This window comes from Caballeronia sp. DA-9 (genome assembly GCF_051615025.1).
GTDB classification, from domain to species: Bacteria; Pseudomonadota; Gammaproteobacteria; order Burkholderiales; family Burkholderiaceae; genus Caballeronia; species Caballeronia sordidicola.
The window spans coordinates 1,534,605-1,556,772 of record NZ_CP195132.1 but is presented as its reverse complement, the minus strand read 5'-3'; the positions used below and the strand labels follow the sequence as shown (position 1 = coordinate 1,556,772).

The window sequence follows — 22,168 nt, the reverse complement described above, 5'->3', positions numbered from 1 at the left end:
TTTTCGCTCCCGAATAAGCTCACCTGTCGGTTGGTTGGCTTGCCTCGAGCATATCTGCGGTCTTAAAACAGGCTACGGCCATCAGCCGCGACGAGGCGTTGCCCGATGACCGCTCGCAATCAGGACATGAAAGCTCGAATTCAGCTCCATGCTGGACAAGATCAGGTTCGCCAATTGAGCATGCCGGACAATGTGACGGCAGCGTAACGAATGCATCGATTTCGGTCCCCAATGCCGCAATTTCCGCATTCGATAGCCGGCCTTCATCGACCATCGCGCAAATTAGCCGCGCTGCATTTTTGCCCATTCCGCCTTGTGCGCGCAGCGTGTCGCGTTCTGACGCTAATTCGTCTATCTCATCGGACTTTTCGCGAAGTTGCTGCTCCAAGCGATCGGAGCGCGCCTTTGCGGTACTAAGTTGTTGAATAAAATCGAATTCTTTTTGACTGGCTTGGCGTACACCGCTTTGATATGTCGCTGCCACGCCGCGAAGTGAGTCAAGTTCCACCAACATCGGCTTGACGCGGCGCTCAGCTTCACTGACCGCATCCTTGATCTGCTGCGCATAGTGCTCGGTGTTCTGCCGCAGCTCGTAGTTCAGTAAGTCAAGCCGGTCGCGAAGCGCAGCGTTCGCTGTTTGGTCAGCATCGAGACGTTTGATCAGCGCAGCATTTTCATTTTCCAAACGATGAATCAACGCATGCAGGCCACCTTGCGCATCCGAATCCTGCTCTTTCAGCGCGCGAATTTCGGTTTCCAAAGCAGAATTTCGTATGAGCGCGGCTTCAGTACGTGCTTCACTGCGCTGAAGCGCCTCTTCGACAGTAGTAAAACGCACCTCAAAATCGTGCAGACGATTCAAGGCAGCGCTCGCTTCGTCTCTTGCAGCATTCCTTTCCGTTTCAAGCGCCTGGTTGGCCAAATGCTTCGCTTCCTGAAACAATTGCCCCAGTAACTCCCCGGCACGCTCCTGCAACGTGTCAGGAATCGCGCCGCCCTCAATACGAATTTTGGATGCGGATCTGATTCGCATCCAGAACGCATCGATGTCCTTCGGTATATCGCTAGCACTGCCCGTCTGAGTCAGATCTCTGACTGTCGCCATTGAGGGGCGAATGCCAAAATCGAAGAAAAGACGCTTGCACGCGTGTTGCGAAAGCTCCTGTCGCCGGGCTCCACGCGCCCGTAACTCAACAAGTTCGGTTCGTAAAGCAGCCCTTTCTTCGTCATTCATGTTTACTCCTCAGCGCATTTTTTGTTCGATACATAATACATTACGTATCGAACACTACATTTTTTCTTGAAATACACTTCGGCTCCGTTTAACACCGTTGCAGTATTCAAAATCGACACGGTCAACTACCTGTGCGGGTATTTTTCGTGAAACATGTAGAGCTTAATGTTTCAAGTCATTGATTACTAGGGGTTTGTTGCTGATTTGATAAGTCTCGAGATGTTTCACGTGGTCGGGGCTGCATTTTTCTCTATGGAGGCGCTCAGGTGGCCTTGAGAGTATTAGAAGTAAACACCTTTGAACCCTAGTTAAAGACGTTAACGCCACGGCAAACCCTTATGGAACAAGGCGTTCCGGGTACATAGGTGAGGGTTTGCGGGATAGAAGGTGAGCGCAAACAGGGGACCACGGTGATGGGGTTCGGGGATGAGCGTGAGCCACTACGGGAGCTTACGTGAGCGAGTTCGGGAGTTGCCTCCGTTTGTAAGGTGAGAATATTCGGGATGCTGCATACCTGTCGCGCCCAACCAGCGGACGAAGGATACTTACATGCCGAATGCGCCAAGTGAGTGTTTGCGGGATCCGAATAAATCAAAGAACTGCAGATTAAATCGGTCATTTATACCGATTGGTGAGTGTTTTCGGGAGCCAAACGCTCCGTGAGGTGAGATTTTTCAAGTCTCGCGTGGGCGAGCTGAACAGAAAGCCTTGGGCGCGGTGCACTGAGGTGAGGAGTTACGGGAGCATTCGTTGCGCTGAGATTCATTATGGCGGACCAATAATCCCTTGGTTTTAATGGGTATTTGCGCCAGCGCCCGTTTAAGGTGAGCTTTTCCGGGAAGCTTGAATCCTGTCGACAAAAAGGGCGATTGACACGTGACTTCGTTTTCCGGTGAGTCTATACAGGAGCTGTTCTGGTGTTGAAGATAACGCCAATGATTTTCCCCCACCCTCGCATCTATAAGGGAAGCGTCATAACATACTGAAAATAATAAGGTATTTTTCTCAATGCTGCTGATGAACCGCGGTCAAGGTGAGCTTTTTCGGGAGGTGCAAGAGGTAGATCGAAAGCAGCAGAAATGAGTCGGATATTTGATCGAGGTGAGCTTTTACGGGATCAGAGTTTCAGCATTTCAAGTACTAAAAGCACTCTAGGGGTACGCCTGACCATCAAAGAGCTGCTTTTTCCCCCTAAAGGTGAGACTTTCCGGGTGCCCTTGGTCGGTCTACCGGAGACGGATCGTGTAGTTCGGAGCAAAGGTGAGGGAATTCGGGACTTGTTGAAGGCACGTGGAAGCGCTCGCTGCAGCGTGTCTGCCGTGATAAAAGACTCTCCGCTCAAGCAGGGGTGAGCTTTTTCGGGACCCGATTCGCGATGGTTTCGCCCTGAAAACTCGTGCGGTGTGAATTAAGAGGTAATTGGGTCACTTTTGACGCGTCGGAGTCCCATATTGAATCGGCGAGTAGTCCAGTGATGAAGAGTTACGATCGCAAATTTTTTTTGGGTGAGGGAATACGGGACCGTCAATAGGGCCTTGGAAACAGCTTAGAAGGCGACTCAAACCGTTTACCCGCATGGTGCGGGGACAAACGGGATGGCACACGACGGTGAGGGTGAGAACTTTCGGGAGTGCACCTCAGTGAGTTCAGTACGTAAAGTGCTCATCACCGCTTCAGGGTGAGTCCACGCCTGTAGACGAGCTTCACCGTCATCGGTATGCTTTCCCAAAATCCTCCCTGACTCAAGCATGGCAACCAAACGCGCGAAGAAGACCGATGTGGTGAGTCCGAGCTCGGCAGAACTGCGAAAAGCCGTCGAAGCAATCGCAATTCAGCCCAAAAGCGGAAAGATCACGCTTTTGACCCGCAAGTTATTCAACGTGTTGCTGGCCGTCGCGCAACAGGCCGACGAATCCGGCGATACCTATCGGGCGTTGCTCTCGGACATTGTCGCCAATTCAGCCTTTGATTCCAACGACACAGCTTTGGTAAAAGAGCATTTGCGCCGGATGGTGTCGGTTCAGGTCGAATGGAGTACAGGGACGTCGAGCCAGAAGCCTGGGCGCAAGTGGGGAATATCGACGTTAATCGCAGATGCCGAAATTCTCGAAGATCCTGCTACGCGCCGCGTATGGGTTGAGTTTTCCTTCGCGCCCAAGATCAAGAAAAAACTGCTCGACCCGGTTCAATATGCACGCCTGAGCCTGCAGTTCCAAAGTCAGTTGCGAAGCAGCGCGGGGCTTGCTCTCTACGAGATTTGCGTCCGGTATTTGACTAATCCGAGCCATCTCACCATGCGCGAAACCTGGGAGTGGTGGCGGCCGATCCTCTCTGGCACACCCGATACTGAAGCTGGTGACGAGGCCAAACGCGAGTATAAATATTTCAAACGTGATTATCTTCGGCCGGCGATTGCTGAAGTGAATGCCGTAACCAACATTTTCGTCGAGCTAATCGAGCATCGGGAAGGTAGACGAGTCGCCGAGATTCAGTTCCGTGTGACGGAGCGCAAGCAACCCATGCTTGCGCTCGATGAACATCCGAACGTCTTCGACAGCACGCTTGTCGATCGAATGGTCAAGATCGGAATACCGCTGAAAGACGCACAGACGCTTTACGCAGATAGCGAGGAAAATCGGATCCGGGCCGCCTTGCAGATGACCGAACAAAGAATGCGAAGCACTTCTCTGCCCCCGGTACGAAGTGCAGCGGCGCTGTTCAAGGATGCTCTGAAGAAGGGCTATGCGCCGCAACTGGAGGCGTTGCCCGCTGCTGTAGCGCCTGCCAAAAGCAATGGCGCGCCAGCAGATGACCTCAAAGCACGCTTGTTGAGCGAATTTTCGGTTTATCGCCGAAAGGAAGCCCGCGCGCTGTATGAGGAACAGGGTGAGTCGGAACGGAATCTGGCGCGGCAAACCTTTGAAGAGGATGTTCTGCCGGAACTCGGCGCTCACATGCGTGACGATTGGCGTAAGCGTGGACTCGACTCGAAAATGGGTGAAAGCTCATTCTTCGACTGGCTCGCGCGCAAGACGTGGGGTGAACCGACTGACGGCGACCTGCTGGCCTTCACCTTGAACCAAAACCGCGCGGCATAAGCTTGGCGTCGTGCTAACGCCGGCTTGTGTGATATCGCCGCGCACCGCGTGAACGGCTTTGGAACTACCGTTTGGCTGATTCGGTCTGCAGCATTTTCTCGATCTGTTGAAGAAGCGCATCGCGTTTGTCTTTCGACAGGCCCCGCAATCGCAACTCCAGCCGGTCGTCGCCGTAAGTTTTGAGGTCGCCCACTGAGATTCCCTCTAATTTGATTTCCAGCCGCTGCGCATAGCGTTGTCGACCTGCAGGCTTTGGCGTTTCTTGTGCGCTCGCACGTCCCTTTACGATGTCCGCGACTTGGCGCGTACTGAGATCATCGGAGGCGATCTTGTTGATCAGCCGGAGCGTCGCGTCGGCGCCACGCGCTCCATGAAAGCGCGAGACCTGATAGGCCATGTTCGATCCAAACCTGTCGGGGCGTGCAACCATCTCGTGCATAACGTTCTCTGGCAGCTTGGCGATTGCCAGCGCAACCGCGATGGTCGATTCGTCGAGACCGAGGTGATCGGCAAGTTCCCGCTGACTCTGAAAATGCTTCTCGTCGAGAAACCGCTTCCAGACGACTGCGTTATCGAACACCGTTTGCGAGTCGCGCTGCACATTCAGGTCGTAGCCGAGCTTATAGCTTTCGATACCAATCGGAAGGTCGATGACAATTGCCTTCACCGTTTCTTTATTCGCTTCCCTAAGAGCACGAACCCGCCGGCCTCCGTCGCTCACAAAAAAGGTGCCCGGATTGTCGTGATCGGGTATCACGTGAATGGCTTGCTGCTGGCCTTGTTTGGCCAGGTTCACGGCCAGTTCGGCGATGGATGCTTTCAGATAGAAGTGGCGAGGATTGAAAGGACTTGGCTTGATAGCCTTCAACGGCAATTCGATTACTTGGCCCTGAACATATCTGTTTGTACGGCGCCAAGCTTTAAATGCTTCCGACTCCGGTGCATCTGCGTCGCCCTGAAATTCATCGTCCGAATAGCCGCTGGAGCGGCCGGTCACTTGCTTGTCGTTACCAGCCTCTTGGTTGACGATTTCGTCGATGGCATTGATGCGATCGAGGGCCGTACGTTTTTCGCTGCTTGTTGTGTCGGGTCTAGCCTTAAAGCCTTTAGCGAACTGGTTCGGTTTCATTCAGGGTCCTTTATGCGCATAAAGTCAGGGAAGCATGGCGAGAACTTCGTCTGCGCACGCACGTATTTCGGTTGCCGCGAGGCGCGAGCCTCGATCGGTCATCTGGAGCACGGTCTGGCCCAAGGCCATTGCCTGCTTGTAGCATTCCCGCGTCGGAATTTGTGTCTTGAGCAACGGGAAACCCAACTCCTCCAGGGCTCGTTTTAATTCGCGGGTCAACATTCGTTTCTCTTCAGTTTTATTCAGAAGAAATACGGCGCGTAGATCCTCATTCATAACCTGAGCTTGCTGGATGAGTTTGACCAAGCCAACACTCGACCAGTAGTCCGCGGGCGATGACGACGTCGGCACAATAGCGACGGACGCCGCGAGCAGGACAACGCCCGAGACTTTCTCAGTGATGGAAGGCGGGCAATCGACCACGATGACGTCGTAGTCGTTTACGAACTTCCTGATTTCGCGATGAATCTGGGCGCCCGCTTCGGACAGGTTCACGATCGGAAATGGAATGCCGCTGGCTTCATCAGATGCGGCGCTGGCCCAGTGGACGAGCGTGTTTTGCCCGTCTGCATCGACGACGAGGACCCGCTTCCCCTTTTCATGGAACGCAGCGCCCAAATGCATTGCGATCGTGCTTTTCCCCACTCCGCCCTTCTGTTGCGTGATCGCAATGATTTCGGCTGCCACGTTGTGCTCCCAAGTTTAGCTTTTCGAATTTTACATTGAAAACTGAAAAATTCTAGAGATAACGATTGAGATTAGCCATTCGACCGAGGATGGCCGGAGTTTATGCGCATAAAGTCGGCGGACTTCTCGGGTGATTGCGAAGATAGTGAGGAGAGAGACGCGAAATGTTTGGTCGTAATTTAGAGCCAGGATGCATTCATGAGGCGCGTTCGCGTAGGTACGCCGTTGTTCGTTCTGGGATCGTCCATAATTGAAAAGGGCTTTTGCGTGCTCATTGTCGGCTTCGGGAGCAGTTGCCGACAATGGAGCGCATTGCTTTATGCGCATAAAGTTGCCTGATGAACAAAGCGCCCAGTGTTCGACTTCGCCGCTGGGCAGAAGAACGGCTATACAAGCAAAGAGCATTTGACTTCGGCGGCTGGGCTAAATACAAATAGGTATCAAAATAACAGTTAATAAAAACTTTATATCGATGCCTTAAAATCTTTGCTTTTCTTACGCGACCCTATTCGCGACCCCAAATCCCGTAACCCGTAACAATCCGCCCGATTAAATCGAGCCCAAGCATCCCGTAAGCAAGCACTCGTAAAATCGCCGCCACCGCGCGGCGGCATACGGCCGCAGGTACGCTACTCACTTCCATCAACCAGCCAAGGGCATTTCAGTGCATCTGACTTCGACTTTCGCCGCGTGGTCCGACCACGACACGCGCCTTCTTATCGCATGCGCGCTCGGTCTGGCGTCGATCATTGTTCTTATCAGCGCGCTGAAGTTGGCGCCGTTTCTCTCGATACTCGTCGGCACTTTTGTGGCCGGCTTCACTGCGGGTCTGCCTCTCGAAGCCGTCGCGAGCGCATTCAGCAAAGGCGCGGGCGGGTTGCTGGGCGATGTGGGCATCATCATCGCGCTCGGTGCGATGCTCGGCGCCCTGATGGCCGAGTCCGGCGCGGCCGACAGGCTGGTTTCCACCATCCTCGATCATTCCACGCCACGCACGTTGCCCTGGCTGATGGCGCTGGTCGCGCTCGTCATCGGCTTGCCGCTTTTTTTCGAAGTCGGACTTGTGATGATGGTGCCCATCATTTTCGTGATGGCGCGCCGCTCGAAGCAGCCGATCCTGCGTATCGCGATTCCCGCGCTTGCCGGCATGACAACCCTGCATGCGCTGCTGCCGCCGCACCCGGGCCCGTTGATCGCGGTCAGCGCGCTGCATGCGGACCTCGGGATCACGATGGGCTTGGGCATCATCGTGGCGATTCCCGCTGTGATCCTGGCCGGTCCGCTATATGGAATGTGGCTGTCACGCCGGATGCACGTCGAGGAACCGGAGGAGATGGGCAAGCTGTTTGCGTCGAAAGTCGATGCAACCGGTGCGCTCGACGCGCCCAGCTTCCGTATCTCGCTGCTGACGATTCTCCTGCCCGTGCTTCTGATGCTTGGCCGCACGATAGCGAGACTGGGCGTCCAGCCTGAAACGCTGCTGTTCAATACGCTCAATTTTCTCGGTGAGCCATTGATTGCCCTTGGACTCACCGTTCTTTTCGCAATCGTCGCATTGGGCTGGACGCGTGGCATGCCGCGCGACAAGGTCAGCGGTATCCTGCGCAAAAGCCTGCCTCCAATCTGCGCACTGCTGTTGACCATCGGCGCTGGCGGCGGCCTCAAGCAAACGCTGGTACTGGGTGGAATCAGCACCACGATCGGCAAGATTGCGGTTGGCGCACACATGCCGCTGATCCTGCTTGCATGGCTGATCGCGGTGGCGTTGCGCCAGGCAACCGGCTCGGCCACGGTCGCGACCACGACGACGGCAGGAATCATCGCGCCGGTGGTGGCAGGACTGAGCGCGACCCACAACTCGCTGTTGGCGCTTGCGATCGGTGCAGGTTCGGTGTTCTTTTGCCATGTCAACGACGCCGGTTTCTGGATGATCCGTGAGTACTTCGGATTGCAGTTGAAACAGACGGTGTATGTCTGGTCGGTGCTGCAGACCATCGTCTCGGTGGTTGGCCTTGCGCTCACGCTAGTGATGTGGGGCGTACTGACGTGAACAACTGACGTAAATTGTGGCCAGATTGGCGAGGGCGGGCGGACCACTGATCCTAAAATGCAGGAAAGGAGATATGCCCATGCTTGCCTTGCGCCCAACCTGTGAATGCTGCGGAAAGCCGCTCCCGCCCGCAGCCCGCGACGCCATGATCTGCAGCTTCGAATGCACGTTCTGCGAGTCGTGCGTGTCACGGCTTCATAACGTCTGCCCGAATTGCGGCGGCGGCTTTCAGTTCCGCCCGATCCGTCCGAAGGCGCGGCTCGCGAGCCGCCCGGCATCAACGGAAATCCATCCCGTGGGCGTGGACGAGCAACAACATCGGGAGTTCCTTGCGCGCTACGGCGCCATTGCGCCATCCGAACGATAAGTACGCGCAACGCCTCAGGGAATCTACCGATCTGAGCGGCGCTCATACCGGTGCTCACGAATCATCGATTCCTCCTCGTCGATGCTGGCTCGCACAATCTGTTCATCGATCCACTCCTTGAACGGAAGTCAACATGCCAGCATCGCAATCCGAGCGCAACCTTCACATCGGCGAGGGTTTTGAAGGACCGGGCGTCAATCTCGCCCATATCAACGTGCTCGTCGGCCCGCGCAACGGCCCCGCCGGACAAGCCTTCGCCACGGCGCTTGCTACGCCATCAGCGGGCCACGCTCCGTTTGTCGTCATTGCCCAGCCAGGCATTCCCACCAAGCCGCTTACGCTGTATGTGAACAAGGCGCAGATCGCCAGCGAGTTCCACGGCAACGCAACGTGGGGCGCGTCACAGGCTGGAATCGCGAAGGCGGTTGCCGAGTCGCTCGAAGACGGGACACTGCCGCCCGAAGCGGAAAACGACTGGGTGGTCGTATCGGCAAATTGGGTGAACCCGGCAGCCGACGATCTGGACGCCGTGTTTCGCAACAACTACCGCGCGACCAGGAACGCGATCAGGGCCGCCATGGCTGGCCTGCCGTCGAAGAGCGATGTGTTCGCCGCCGCGCGCGAAGTATCGAATCCCTTCTATACGCCGCGTTTATCGCGCGATGCCCTCTAAAAACACCTATGGGCGCCGCGTGCCGGCGCTCGCCATGGAGACTTAGTAATGGAATACGTTCGCTTGGGCCAGTCCGGCCTGAAAGTGTCACGCCTGTGCCTAGGCACCATGAATATGGGCACACCGCAATGGAAACCGTGGATCTTCGACGAACAGAAGAGCGAGCCGATCGTCCGCCACGCGCTGGAAGCCGGCGTGAACTTCATTGACCTTGCCGATTTCTATTCGGCGGGCGTCGGCGAAGAAGTCGTTGGCAGGATTCTTGGACGCCTCGCCCGACGCGAGGAGATCGTGGTGACCACCAAGGTCGGCTACGACATGGGCGCGTATCAAAACGCGGGCGGTCATTCGCGCAAGCACGTGCTTCACGGTATCGATGCCTCGCTGCGGCGCCTCGGCATGGATTACGTGGACATCTACATGCTGCATTACTTCGACACCGCCACGCCGGTTGAAGAAACCATGGCCGCGCTGGACGATATTGTCCGGTCGGGCAAGGCGCGTTACATCGGTGTGTCGACCATGTACACGTGGCAACTCGCGAAAATCATTCAAGTGTGCGAGCGCAACGGCTGGCATAAGCCCATCAACATGCAACTGCAGTTGAACCTTGCATATCGCGAGGAAGAGCGCGAAATGATGCCGTACTGCGCGGACCAGGGACTGGGCGTGTCCGTGTTCAGCCCGCTGGCGCGCGGACTCTTGACCTGCGACGCCGCCTCCACGCGTAATCAGACCGACTTTTTTACTTCGCAAATGTATGGCGACGCGGCGTCGCGCGCCATCGCGGCTTCCGTGGAACGCGTCGCACGGTTGCGCGGTGTAAGTGCCGCGCAAATTGCGCAAGCTTGGGTGCTGCAGCGCGCAGGCGTTGCGAGCATGCTGGTCGGCGCCGATTCACCCGCCCAGTTCGACAGCGCACTCAACGCGCTCGGTACGCATCTCGAAGCAGACGAGCTTTTCGAGCTCGAGCGCAACTACACACCGTGCGACGTTATCAATGACTACACGGCCGGCCGGCGAATTGCACGCGAACCACGTGCGCCGCAGGGTGATTTTGTTCAGTCAATGAAGGATGCAGCATGAACCTGCTTCGCAAAGAGCATTACATCAATGGTCTCTGGCAAGACAGCGCCGAAACTTACCCGGTTCGCAATCCGGCCACGGGAGACGTGATCGCGGAAGTCGCGAAAGCGGGCGCACGCGAGACACAGCAGGCCATTCTTGCCGCGGAAAGCGCCTTTCCGGCATGGCGCGCGTTAAGCGCAAAGGAACGGGGCGCACGGGTGCGGCGTTGGGGCGAACTGATGCTCGAGCATCGTGATGCGCTGGGAAAATTGCTCACACAGGAGCAGGGAAAGCCGCTGGCGGAAGCAGCAGGCGAAGTAGCCTATGCCGCGAGCTTCCTGGAATGGTTTGCTGAAGAGGCGAAACGCAGCTACGGCGACGTGATTCCGAGCTCCAAGGCTGGCTCGAAGATCATTGTCACGCGCGAGCCTGTCGGGGTCGTGGCGGCGATCACGCCATGGAATTTCCCGCTTGCGATGATCACGCGAAAGGCCGGACCTGCCCTGGCAGCAGGCTGCACAATGGTTCTCAAGCCATCCGAGGAAACGCCGCTGAGCGCGCTGGCGCTCGCCACGCTCGCTGAGGAAGCCGGCATCCCGGCGGGCGTGTTCAATGTTTTATCAGGCGACGCGGTGGCGATCGGGGCAGAGTTGACTGCATCGCCGGTCGTACGCAAGTTGTCGTTCACCGGGTCGACGCGGGTCGGCAAGCTTCTGGCCGCGCAATCGGCCGATACGCTAAAGAAGCTTTCGCTGGAACTCGGTGGCAATGCGCCGTTCATCGTATTCGACGACGCCGATCTGGACGCTGCGGTACAAGGCGCCATGGCATCGAAATTTCGCAATACGGGCCAGACGTGCGTGTGCGTCAATCGTTTCTTCGTGCAGGCAGGGGTCTATGCCGAATTCACGCGGCGTCTGACACATGCCGTTGGCAAGCTCCGCGTAGGCAATGCGCTCGAGCAGGATGTCGACCAAGGTCCGCTTATCAACGATGCAGCGTTCAGGAAGGTCGGCGACCACGTGCAGGACGCCGTGAGCAAAGGTGCAACCGTCATGACTGGCGGTCGTCCGCATTCATTGGGCGGCACGTTCTATGAACCAACCGTATTGGCGCACGCGAATCGAAGCATGTTCATCGCGCAGGAAGAAACGTTCGGACCGGTCGCCGCGTGCTTTCAATTCGAGACCGAGGCTGAAGCCATCAAGCTGGCCAATGACACTCCCTTTGGACTTGCCGCTTACTTCTATACGCGGGATCTGGGGCGCGCATGGCGGGTCGCGGACGCGCTCGAAACGGGCATGGTCGGAATCAATGAAGGAATCATATCCACGGAGGTAGCGCCGTTTGGCGGCGTCAAGCAATCGGGTCTGGGCCGGGAAGGATCGAAGTACGGTCTCGACGAATATATGGAACTTAAATACATGATGATCAGCGGCCTGATGGCAACCGGACGCTGATTTGCCGCTGTTTCGCCACTGATTGCTCGCGAATGCACTGTTGCCGTCGTATGTAGCCGGCAGTAGTGCGGGTAATCGAAGAACACATAAGTAAGGAGACGCAGTGAGTCATCAGGACACTTCAAGCAGTGCATTGCCCATCGGTGTGGAGTTACACCCGAACGTCGCCTCTCTCCGCACGCACGATGCGCCCGCGTCGAAGCCCGTACTACTCGACGACATTCCGCTGAACCGCTTTCACATCAAGATCGCAGGCCTGACGTTTGGCGCGCATTTCACCGAAGGGTATGCGTTGGGCACGGTCGGGTACGCGCTGGCATCGATGAACCGGCAGATGCCGCTCGATTCCTTCTGGATGGGCGCGATCGGAAGCTCGGCGTTGATCGGCATTTTCTTGGGCAGCCTGATCTTTGGACGTCTGTCTGATCGACTTGGCCGTCAGCGTATCTTTCTCACCAGTTTTGTCATTATCACCGTCGCCGCATTCCTTCAGTTCTTTGCTACATCGCCGCTGGAACTGTTTGCACTTCGGGTTTTGATCGGTTTTGGCATGGGCGGTGACTTCACGGTTGGACATGCCATCCTGGCGGAATTTTCTCCACGCAAGCATCGCGGCGCGCTTCTCGGATCGTTCAGCGTGGTCTGGACAATCGGCTATGTGGTAGCGAATGTCCTTGGCATGGCATATGGAGAAGCAAGTCCTGACGCCTGGCGCTGGCTGCTTGCATCGGCGAGTCTTCCTGCATTCATCGTGCTCCTGCTGCGCATCGGCACGCCGGAATCTCCGCGTTGGCTGCTCGGGAAGGGCCGCGTGAAGGAAGCGCACGATGTGGTTCTCAAGCATTTCGGGCCCGACGTCATCCTTGACACTGAGGCGGCAACTCGGGCTACGAGTGGAAGGCACGGCTATGCGCGATTGTTTCAACCTGACCTGATTCGCAGGACATTGTTCAATTGTGGGTTCTTCGTGTGTCTGGTCATTCCATATTTCGCGATCTACACATTCTTGCCGGGAATCTTGAAGGTCATCGGATTGAACGGCGGGTTTGGTGCAGACCTGTTGCTCAACGCGGTGCTGGTCATAGGCGCCGTGCTCGGGATCTGGCTTACCATCAAGCTACCCCGTCGGCACTTCCTTATCGGATCATTCGCTGTCACCTGCGCAATGCTTGTGGCCATGAGCCTTTTGCCGGCTTCGGCAACGCTTGCAATGATCATTGCATTCGCTGTCTTTACGTTGACCATGTCGGCGTTCAGCAATCTGGTCGGGGTATTTCCGCCCGAATGTTTTCCAACCGAGGTGCGCGCGTCAGGCGTGGGCCTTTCCATTGCGTGCAGCCGGCTTGGTTCAGCGATCGGCACGTTCTTGCTGCCGGTCGGCATAGCGGAAATCGGGTTTCACTACACAATGATGATCCTTGCCGGGGTTTTGCTCGTCGGAATGATCGTCTCGATTGCGTGGGCTCCCGAGACACGCAACCTGACGTTGAGAGCCGCGAGCGGATCGTCATGATCTTCGAACGCGCTATCTGACATCAGGGTATCGCGCCCCCTCCCGAAAACTCTCACCTTATAAAGGCGTCCGCATGCGGACGCCTTTTTCGTTTGAAGATGCCGCCGTATCACCTGGAAATTGCGCTGTTTCAATATTAGGAATTCTTATTTTCGTCTCAATTCTTTCGGAGATTTCCGAGGGTAACCCAAAGCGCCGAGCTTTAAGATTCATTCACTCGCAGACAAACCGGTTTATCGCCTCTCACGAAATCAGACGATAAAAAAGCGGCTCGCACTGCGCGGTCGGCATCAACCGGACTCGCAGTCCAAGCGCCGCAAGTGTTCAAAACTCGTTAATTTCTCTATTAGGAAACTTCATGAAATCATTCATCTCTACCGTCGCCGTTGCCGCAACGCTCGCAACCATCGCTTTGGCATCGACCGGCGCAAACGCCGCCGATGGCACGATTACGTTTACCGGTGCAGTGACTGACACGACTTGCTCAATCGATGGAAAAACAGCCGGTGCCGCTGACAAGAACGTCACGCTGCCGACCGTAACGGGTAGCACGTTGAGTGCGGCGGGCGCAACTGCCGGCACAACTTCCCCAACGGATTTGACCTTCGTATTGAGTGGTTGCTCGTCAGAAACGAAGGCGGTCGCTCGTTTCGAAAATGGCCCGACGATCGACCAAACGACCGGTTACCTGACCAACCAAGCGCCTGCCGGTGCCCAAAACGTGCAAGTCCGCTTGCTGAACGCGTCGCGCCTCCCTATTAACGTTGTCACAGGTGCAAATAACGATATGGCCGGCAATGGCACGGCCATCGTATCGGGCAACGCTGAACTCAAGTACTTCGCTGAGTACTACGCAACGGGTAAGGCTACGGCTGGTCCGGTCAACACGTCGGTCCAATACACCGTCGATTATCAGTAAGCCGAATTGACAGGCATCTGCGGGTGCGGATGCCTGTTTTTTTCCTAATTTTCGAGATACGTTTTTTACGGAGATGCATCAATCATGAAGTCCATCAGGCAAATCGCATGTGGTTTTGGCGTGGTCGCGGCCCTGCTTGCCGGGAGCGCGGGCGCGAGCGTGACAGTCGGCGGAACACGCGTGGTGTATCCCCTTGAGAATCGTGAGGTGACGGTCAAGTTGACCAATGACCGCACCGATCCATCGTTGGTGCAGGTATGGATGGACCAAGGCAACGCGACCGCAAAGCCTGGCGAGGCAAGTGCCCCCTTTGTGCTGACGCCGCCGATCTTTCGCATGGACGGGGGCAAGTCCCAAACGCTGCGCATGATGTACACGGGTGACGCATTGCCCCAGGACCGCGAATCCGTGTTTTGGCTAAACGTGCTCGATGTGCCGCCCAAGGTCGCCAAGGACTCCGATGTCAACACGCTGCAGTTCGCGTTCCGGACTCGAATCAAGGTGTTTGCGCGTCCGAAGGGCTTGCCCGGAACCGCAGACGAAGCTCCTGCAAAAGTGACATGGAAACTCGTACCCGCGGCCGACAACAAAGGCTACGAGGTGAAGGCGACCAACCCGACTGCCTATTACGTGTCGTTCAGCAGAATCGATGTGATGGGCGCCGGTCAGACCTACACCAATGACGTAGGCGGAATGGTCGAGCCACGTGGAAGCGCGCAGTTTCCAATCAAGAATTTGAAGACAGCGCCAGCTAATGCGCACGTCAAGTTTTCCAGCATTAGCGACTTCGGCGGCGCCGTGCCGCTCGACACACCGCTCGCTCCATAAGGCGTCGCCCTCAGCGGGGCGTCCCGATCAAGGTTAATCGAAGGCGTTGCGGGCATTACCTGGCCGACGCCTTCTTCAATAAAACAATCACGCGTTTTACCGAACGGTCTGTCCGCACAGCCCGCTGGTCAAGTCGCGTCCATGCAGACCGATAGATCGAATCACGCAGGCCGAATCATGAAACAAGCTGCTCACTATCTTGCCCCTGGTCAAAATCAGGACTTGTTCCGCTTGCGCCTGAAGCCTCTCGCTGCTATTGCCTTTTCGATGATGGCATGTGCTGCGATCCCCCAGGCTGCAGCGGATGAAACGGGATCGGGTCAAGGCAAAACGAGCGTTGCGGCCGAAGTGAGCTTCGATAACACCTACCTGCGCGAGGAAGGGGGCACCGCGATCGATACCAGCCGGTTCACGCGTGGCAACGCGGTTTCGCCGGGAACGTATTCGGTCGACTTGTTCGTGAATGGCGCGCGCATGAGCCGGGAAGATATTCGTTTTGTTTCCAAAGGCGGCGTATCTGGCGCCAAGCCGTGTTTCAGTCGGGCGTTGTTGCAGCGCGCGGGTGTCGATTTGGCTAAAGCCGATGCTGCCAGCGGGCGCACCGCATCGACATCAACGTCTGCATCGGCATCCGATGCCAGCACGTGCGAAGAGATCGGCACGCTCGTGCCCGGCGCGACGGTCGACTTCGATTTTGCTCAGCAGACACTCGAACTGAGCTTGCCGCAAGCATTCATGCGCAACGCGGTGCGAGGTTACGTGCCGCCCGAACAATGGGACAAAGGTGTCAACGGCGCGTTCGTGAGCTATAACGCGAACACCTTCAGAACGGACGGCTCGGGCCCCGGTTCGACACAAAGCTATCTTGGCCTCAATGCCGGTCTGAATCTGGGCTCATGGCATATCCGTCATCAATCGTCGGTATCGTCGGGAACGGGCCAGCGCACGCAATTCGACAATATCGCGACCTACGCGCAGCACGACGTCGAAAAGCTGGGCGCTCAACTGACGCTCGGTGATTCGAGCACGACTGGCGAAATCTTCGACAGCGTGTCATTTCGCGGTGCGCAACTTGCCACTGACGACCGCATGCTGCCCGATTCCATGCGCGGCTATGCGCCTGTCGTGCGCGGCGTCGCGGAAACGAATGCACGCGTCACGATTCGGCAAAACGGCCAGGTACTGGAAGAAACCAACGTTGCTCCCGGGCCGTTCGAGATCAACGACCTGTATTCAACTGGCTACGGCGGCGATCTGGTTGTGACCGTAACCGAAGCCGACGGTCGCAGCAAAGAGTTCACGGTGCCGTTCGCGTCGGTCGCGCAATTGCTGCGCCCCGGCGTTACGCGTTTTAGCGCCACGGCTGGCCAGTTGCGTAACGATTCCCTCGATTCAAAACCCGCTTTCGCCCAGTTCACGCTTCAACGCGGCCTGACGAACACGGTCACCGCCTACGGCGGCGCGGTGGCATCGAGCGGCTACGGCGCCGTGAATTTCGGCGGCGCGTTGAATACCGGCTTTGGCGCCTTTTCGATGGACATTACCGGCGCCGCCACCAGCGTGCCGAACGCTCAGTCAATGCGCGGTACGAGCTTGCGCATTGGCTACAGCAAGTTCGTTGCAGCCACCGATACAAACGTTTCCGTAGCGGCCTACCGGTTCTCGTCGGCGGGATATCTGAACCTGAGCGACGCTGCGTCCATTCGCGATATCTCGGAGCATGGTGGCGACATCGATTCGATTTACCGGCAGCGCAATCGCATGCAGGTCTCGGTGAACCAGAAGCTCGGCGAACACGGCACCATGTTCATCACGGGATCATCGCAGAACTACTGGCATCGCGGCGGCACCGACACACTGTTTCAGGCCGGATATACCAACGCATTCAAATATGGGACCTACAGCCTGACGGCCGGCCGCACGCGGACCATGGACGGCCAGTTATCGAATGAATTCCTGCTGAGCACGACCATCCCGCTCGGGCACGCGGCACACGCGCCTCTGTTGACCACAAACGCTTCGCACAACTCCGATGGCGCGACAAACATGCAGGCAAACGTGAGCGGTTCGCTGGGCGATACGAACCAGTTTTCCTACAACGGTTATGGCACGTATAACGCCGGCGGCAGTTCTGCGAACAATGGCAATGCCGGCGTGAGCGCGACTTACCGCGCGCCATACGCTACGTTTAACGCATCCGCGAGCGGTGGCGGCGGAACACGCCAGGTATCGGCGGGCGTTCAGGGTTCGGTTGTCGCGCACCCGGGCGGCGTGACGTTCTCGCAAACAGTCGGCGACACATTTGGCGTTGTGGATGCGCCCGCCGCCGCTGGCGCAAACGTCACGAATGCGCCGGGAACCAAGGTCGACTCGCATGGATATGCGGTGATTCCGTACCTGTCGCCGTACAGTATGAACACAGTCGATATCGATCCCAAAGGTACATCTACCGATGTCGAATTTAAATCGACATCGGCACAGGTCGCGCCGCGCGCAGGCTCTATAGTGATGATGAAATATGAGACGGTGAGCGGCCGGGCAGCGCTGATTCAGGCGCCGAAACTGGGTGGTGGAACGTTACCATTTGGAGCGAGTGTGGAAGACGAACAAGGAAAGATGGTGGGCGTAGTTGGTCAGGACAGCAGAGTTTTTGCACGAGGTCTTGAAGAACAGGGCGCGCTTACAGTGAAGTGGGGCAGCGGCCCTGTCGAGCAATGCCGGATCAGCTACACATTGCCGAAAAAAGACCCAAAGGCATATAACCCCGGGTATTTATCGGTGCAGTCGCATTGTGTACCCGGGGTTGAAATGCAAGCGAACGGCGTTCCTGCAAAGGCGCGAACAACTGCCGTGCGCTGAAAAAAAAGCGGCAGTTGAAGTACGCAACGTTCCGGCCCGATGCATCGCCATCTGGCCAGGCGATGCGCTTGTTTCATTCGCTTGCTTCATTCATTTGCTTCATTACGCAACCACGCTGCAAACGCACTCACTGTTTCAGCTTCGCGATGCGCTTCCGGCACATCAAGCCAATATCCAAACGGTCCGACAATCTCTACCTCGGACATTCTGACGAGCGCGCCTTCGGCCAGTTCGTCGTCAATCATGTTCAGGTCCACGACCGCGAGTCCCACACCACGCCGTGCAGCATGAATGGCTTGCTGCAAATTCGAGAATTCGATGCCGTTGTCCGCATAGCGCGCCGGCATCCCGGCTTTGGCCAGCCAGTTCGGCCACAACTTCAACCGGACGTCTTCGTGCAGCACGTGCAGTGCGGGCAATTCATCCAGCAGGCGCTCGACAGGCATGCCGGCAAACTCAGGCGCGCCAACCAGCGCGTGCTTTTCCATCAGCAAAAGCTCGGAGCCGCCTTCAGCGGCCGACTCCCGTGACGGCTCGCGCCCGAACCGGACGCTGCAATGACAATCGCCACTATCTTGCGTGCGTATCGATAAATCCACGTCCGGAAGCTGCTCTGCCAGTGCGCCCAGCCGCGAAGAAAACCATTGTGTTGCAAACGTGGGCGGCAGCGATACAACCAGGCGCCTGCGCTCGACAGCGCCTGTCAAATGCCGCGTCCCCCGTTCGATGACGTCGAATGCCTCTGTTACCGACGGCATCAACAGCACGCCAGCCGGCGTCAGTCTGATTCCCTTGTGGTCGCGCTCAAAAAGCTTCACGCCCAGCGATTCCTCCAGCAACCGGATTTGCCGGCTTACGGCTCCCTGCGTGACGCACAGCGCTCGCGCTGCACGGTTAAAACTTAAATGACGCGCCGTCTCTTCAAAGAAACGTAACGCAATCAATGATGGAAGGTGTCGCATAGTGATTCCTTACTGCCAGTCTCCCTGATTGTTCTTATTGGCCGGATGCACGGGCCTCGCTGGTGGGGAACCGAAGTCATCGTCCCGCGTTCGATAAAATTACCCTGATTCCGGGTGTGAAACAATAGACCTTTTGGCTAACGTCAGGTCAGCACGAATTGTCATAAACGGTCGTCACCAAAGCTAAGAACCCGTGATGAAAAAGGCGGGGACTAGGCCATTTGGTCAGTAGTTGCCGCCGCCTGAATCGCCTATGCTGGATAGATCGTATTCCAGGAGGCCGCATGACCGTCCGCAATCTTGACGCGCTATTCGATCCTAAGTCGATCGCCGTGATCGGCGCATCGCTGCGCGCGGGGAGTATCGGCGAAATGGTGTGGTCGCGTCTCAACAGCACGAGATATGCGGGCGCGATCTGGCCGGTGAACCCGAAGCATCGCCAGCTTGGTGAAACCGTGGTTTATGCCCGCATTCAGGATTTGCCCGCTGACCCTACGGTGGCGGTGCTGTGCACGCCGCCAGCCACGTGGCCGGAAATTGTCCAGCAACTTGGCGAGCGCGGCACCCGGGCAGTTGTGATTGTTGGTGAGTCGGGTGAAAGACGGGACCGGCCGGTCGATAACTGGACCAGCCGGACACTTGCCGCGGCGCGGCCTTTCTTGTTGCGTGTTGTCGGCCCCGCGAGCCTGGGCGTGATGACCCCCGCGTCGGGCGCCGTGCTGGGCGCACCGTCATGTGTAGTTGCGGCAGGCGGCGTGGCGTGGGTATCGGCGTCGAACGCATTGACCAATGGTGTGCTGGGATGGGCAAACGCACGCGGTCTTGGTTTCTCGCGGGTGGTGGCGCTGGGTGACGAAGCGGACGTCGACGTTGGAGATACCCTCGATTTCCTTGCAAGCGACGCGCGTACGCGCGCGGTTCTGCTTGCTGTCGAATCGGTGCGCATGGCGCGCAAGTTCATGTCCGCGGCGCGGGCTGCGGCGCGCAACAAGCCCGTGCTGGTTCTGCGAACTGGACATGACGATCCGTTCGATGCGCTCTACAGCGCCGCATTCCGGCGCGCGGGTCTGGTACGCGTCGACTCTCTCGACGACCTGCTGGATGAAATCGAAACGCTCGGCGTTGGCCGCGTGGCGGCGAGCGATCGTGCAACCGTGATCACGAGTGACCGAGGCGTAGCCGCGCTCGCGGCCGATGCATTCGCCGCCGCCGGTGACGCACTCGCGCTGTGGCCGGACGCGGCGCGCAAATCCGTCGCCGTGGCATTGCCGCGTGCGCAACTTGGCAATCCGCTGCAACTGGGCGACGCGGCCACTGCCGCCGACTTTGGCGCAGCGCTCGAAGCGCTTGCGCCGCATCGCGAAACGGGGACTGCGTTCGTGGTCCACGCGCCAACGCACGCAGCGCCTGTTGCCGAGGTCGCGCATACCATGATCGCGCAGAAAAACCATGCGTATCGCGGACTGCTCGCATGCTTTTTTGGTTGTGTCGACGAAACCACGCGCGATGCGTTGCATGCTCAAGGCATCCCGGTTCATACCACGCCCCAGCGGCTCGCGCGGGGTTTCGCCCGGCTGGTCGACTATCGTCAGGGCCGGGAACTGCTGATGCAGACGCCCGACGGACCCTTACCCCAGGCGGCGGGCGCGCTCGACAGCGCACAGGCTCAGGTCGCGGCCGCGTTGAGCGCGGGTATTGCCGAACTGCAGGGCGAGCGCGCGTCGCGGATCCTCGGGCAGTTCGGGATTATTGTGAAGGCAGGGCCGCCGGGACCGCGCAGCGACGAAGCCATCGAAATCGAAGTCCGGTTGCTTAATCACCGTATATTCGGTCCGGTGTTTGAGTTCAGGGCGGCGGGCGCGCTTGGTTTGCCGGACTCGCTTCACGAGTTCGCTTTTCCGCCGCTGAACCCCGTGCTGGCACGTGACCTCGTGATGCGTTCTCCCCGGGCGCGCGAACTGCCAGCCGAGAGCTTGCTGACCGCATTGACGGCTTTGTCGAATGCGGTGTGCGAGATCGAGCAGATCGTTGCATTGCGTCTGACGGTGCAGGTCACGCGCCAGGCTGTAGTCGTGTACGAGCCGCATCTGACGCTGGCCGCGCACCGTACGCCGCTGGCCATCCAGCCGTATCCGCGCAGGCTCGAAGAAATGCTCGACTGGAATGGCTTGCAGGTGACCCTACGTCCGATCCGTCCCGACGACGAAGCCGCTCACAGCGCTTTTGTGGCGGCAATGACACCGGAGGATTTGCGCCTGCGTTTTTTCAGTTCGGTGCGCAGTTTCGATCACACGCAACTGGCGCGAATGACGCAAATCGATTACGACCGGGAGATGGCGTTCATCGCGGTCACGGGTGAGAGCGACGCAATGGAGACATTGGGTGTGGCCCGCGCGATAGCCGACCCGGACAACGAGACGGCCGAGTTCGCGGTAGCGGTGCGTTCCGATCAGAAAGGCCGTCGTCTGGGCATGTTGCTGCTGTCGCGGATCATTGCGTATTGCAAGTCGCGCGGAACTCGGTGGCTTGCCGGCGAGGCGTTGCGCGAGAACACGGGAATGATCGCGCTTGCGCGCCGCTGCGGTTTCCAGGTTTCGTCGACGGACGATCCGGGCGTGGTGGCTTTTCGCATGCGGCTGGCCGCGCCCGAAGCAACGCCACCATGAATGCTTTTAATATTCAGGCCGCGAGCTTGGCGAGGGCTTCATCGACTTGTGCACGCGACACAGCCAGTTCCTCAAGCCATGCATCCGCATAAACGCTGCCGGTCTCGCGTTCCAGGCGCGCAATGGTCGCGGCGCACCGCGATGCGTCCTTGGGCGTTGCAATGAACGACTTGACCGATGCCCCCGACGTGAACGCTTCGAACAACGGCACGCGAATGTCGTCGGGCAGTGCGCGGCTTGTCCATTGGTACGGCTTGCCGTTGAACGACAGTTGCGGCGGCATGACGCGTTCTTTCTTTGCTGCGGGAATCAGGCCGAAGTTGCGGGCGGCATCGGCGATCTGGTCGGCGGTAAAGAGTTCGTCCGCGCCAATATCGAATTGCTGGATGAAGGTTTCGATGCTTTGCATTGCGGCCGCGCGGTCATCGCGCTTTTTCTGCGCGCGGGCAACGATGTCGCGCAGTTCGTCGGCTTCTTCGCTCGTGATCGTGAAGCTGGACTGCTTTTGCTGAAGTTCGGAGAAGCGCTGGAATTCGGGATCGGAGAGAAGTTTCGCCATGGCCTTCGCGTAAATAAAGACGCGGAAAGTCGCATTGAGCGACCTGCCGCTTTTTGAGAGGGCCGCCATTCTATCAAGCCCTGGATCGGCTGCGGA

General features: G+C 57.8%; 16 protein-coding genes. 11 read left to right on the top strand and 5 right to left on the bottom strand.

The annotated features are described in order from the left end of the window. Window positions 1-19 precede the first annotated feature (19 nt). A complete protein-coding gene (locus ACRWA7_RS13340; protein ID WP_438391416.1) occupies window positions 20-1,234 on the bottom strand; it encodes a DNA-binding protein in 1,215 nt (404 codons plus the stop codon). Between the two features lie 1,748 nt (window positions 1,235-2,982). Here ACRWA7_RS13340 and ACRWA7_RS13335 point away from each other — a divergent pair. After that, window positions 2,983-4,332 carry a replication initiation protein gene (locus tag ACRWA7_RS13335; protein ID WP_438391415.1) on the top strand — a complete coding sequence of 450 codons (1,350 nt, stop codon included), beginning with the start codon at window positions 2,983-2,985 and terminating at the stop codon, window positions 4,330-4,332. A 64-nt stretch (window positions 4,333-4,396) separates the two neighbouring features. Here ACRWA7_RS13335 and ACRWA7_RS13330 read toward each other — a convergent pair whose 3' ends face one another. Beyond that, on the bottom strand, window positions 4,397-5,461 hold the full coding sequence (locus ACRWA7_RS13330; protein ID WP_060817877.1) for a ParB/RepB/Spo0J family partition protein: 1,065 nt from the start codon (window positions 5,459-5,461) through the stop codon (window positions 4,397-4,399). Window positions 5,462-5,485: 24 nt separating this feature from the next. After that, the gene (parA, locus tag ACRWA7_RS13325) at window positions 5,486-6,148 is read right to left on the bottom strand and encodes a ParA family partition ATPase (protein WP_438391414.1); all 663 of its coding nucleotides are present in this window, start codon (window positions 6,146-6,148) and stop codon (window positions 5,486-5,488) included. A 664-nt stretch (window positions 6,149-6,812) separates the two neighbouring features. On the opposite strand from parA, the gene ACRWA7_RS13320 reads away from it, so the two are divergent. The 9 genes from ACRWA7_RS13320 (at window position 6,813) to ACRWA7_RS13280 (ending at window position 17,885) form a co-directional block, all read left to right on the top strand. Continuing rightward, a complete protein-coding gene (locus ACRWA7_RS13320) occupies window positions 6,813-8,198 on the top strand; it encodes a GntT/GntP/DsdX family permease (protein ID WP_438391413.1) in 1,386 nt (461 codons plus the stop codon). Between the two features lie 79 nt (window positions 8,199-8,277). Next, window positions 8,278-8,565, top strand: coding sequence for a DUF1272 domain-containing protein (locus ACRWA7_RS13315; protein WP_060817874.1), 288 nt, complete (start codon window positions 8,278-8,280; stop codon window positions 8,563-8,565). A 133-nt stretch (window positions 8,566-8,698) separates the two neighbouring features. Next, window positions 8,699-9,238: a formaldehyde-activating enzyme gene (fae, locus tag ACRWA7_RS13310; protein WP_438391412.1), complete on the top strand. Its 540-nt coding sequence runs from the start codon at window positions 8,699-8,701 to the stop codon at window positions 9,236-9,238. A gap of 48 nt (window positions 9,239-9,286) precedes the next feature. Further along, entirely contained in the window at window positions 9,287-10,324 is a 1,038-nt protein-coding gene (locus ACRWA7_RS13305; RefSeq protein ID WP_438391411.1) for an aldo/keto reductase, read from the top strand. Further along, entirely contained in the window at window positions 10,321-11,766 is a 1,446-nt protein-coding gene (locus ACRWA7_RS13300) for an NAD-dependent succinate-semialdehyde dehydrogenase (RefSeq protein ID WP_438391410.1), read from the top strand. Before ACRWA7_RS13305 ends, ACRWA7_RS13300 begins: the two co-directional genes overlap by 4 nt. Window positions 11,767-11,911: 145 nt before the next feature. Beyond that, a complete protein-coding gene (locus ACRWA7_RS13295; protein WP_438392787.1) occupies window positions 11,912-13,279 on the top strand; it encodes an MFS transporter in 1,368 nt (455 codons plus the stop codon). A gap of 358 nt (window positions 13,280-13,637) precedes the next feature. Then, complete coding sequence (locus ACRWA7_RS13290; protein WP_438391409.1) at window positions 13,638-14,198, top strand: fimbrial protein; 561 nt, start codon at window positions 13,638-13,640, stop codon at window positions 14,196-14,198. Window positions 14,199-14,282: 84 nt separating this feature from the next. Beyond that, window positions 14,283-15,026, top strand: coding sequence for a fimbrial biogenesis chaperone (locus ACRWA7_RS13285; protein ID WP_438391408.1), 744 nt, complete (start codon window positions 14,283-14,285; stop codon window positions 15,024-15,026). Window positions 15,027-15,203: 177 nt separating this feature from the next. Further along, the gene (locus tag ACRWA7_RS13280) at window positions 15,204-17,885 is read left to right on the top strand and encodes a fimbria/pilus outer membrane usher protein (protein ID WP_438391407.1); all 2,682 of its coding nucleotides are present in this window, start codon (window positions 15,204-15,206) and stop codon (window positions 17,883-17,885) included. 86 nt (window positions 17,886-17,971) lie between these two features. On the opposite strand, the gene ACRWA7_RS13275 is transcribed toward ACRWA7_RS13280, so the two are convergent. Next, window positions 17,972-18,847 (bottom strand): LysR family transcriptional regulator, encoded by an 876-nt coding sequence (locus tag ACRWA7_RS13275; protein WP_438391406.1) that lies wholly within the window; start codon window positions 18,845-18,847, stop codon window positions 17,972-17,974. 284 nt (window positions 18,848-19,131) lie between these two features. On the opposite strand from ACRWA7_RS13275, the gene ACRWA7_RS13270 reads away from it, so the two are divergent. Continuing rightward, window positions 19,132-21,513: a GNAT family N-acetyltransferase gene (locus ACRWA7_RS13270; protein WP_438391405.1), complete on the top strand. Its 2,382-nt coding sequence runs from the start codon at window positions 19,132-19,134 to the stop codon at window positions 21,511-21,513. A gap of 13 nt (window positions 21,514-21,526) precedes the next feature. On the opposite strand, the gene ACRWA7_RS13265 is transcribed toward ACRWA7_RS13270, so the two are convergent. Next, a complete protein-coding gene (locus ACRWA7_RS13265) occupies window positions 21,527-22,072 on the bottom strand; it encodes a hypothetical protein (protein ID WP_438391404.1) in 546 nt (181 codons plus the stop codon). Window positions 22,073-22,168: the final 96 nt, after the last annotated feature.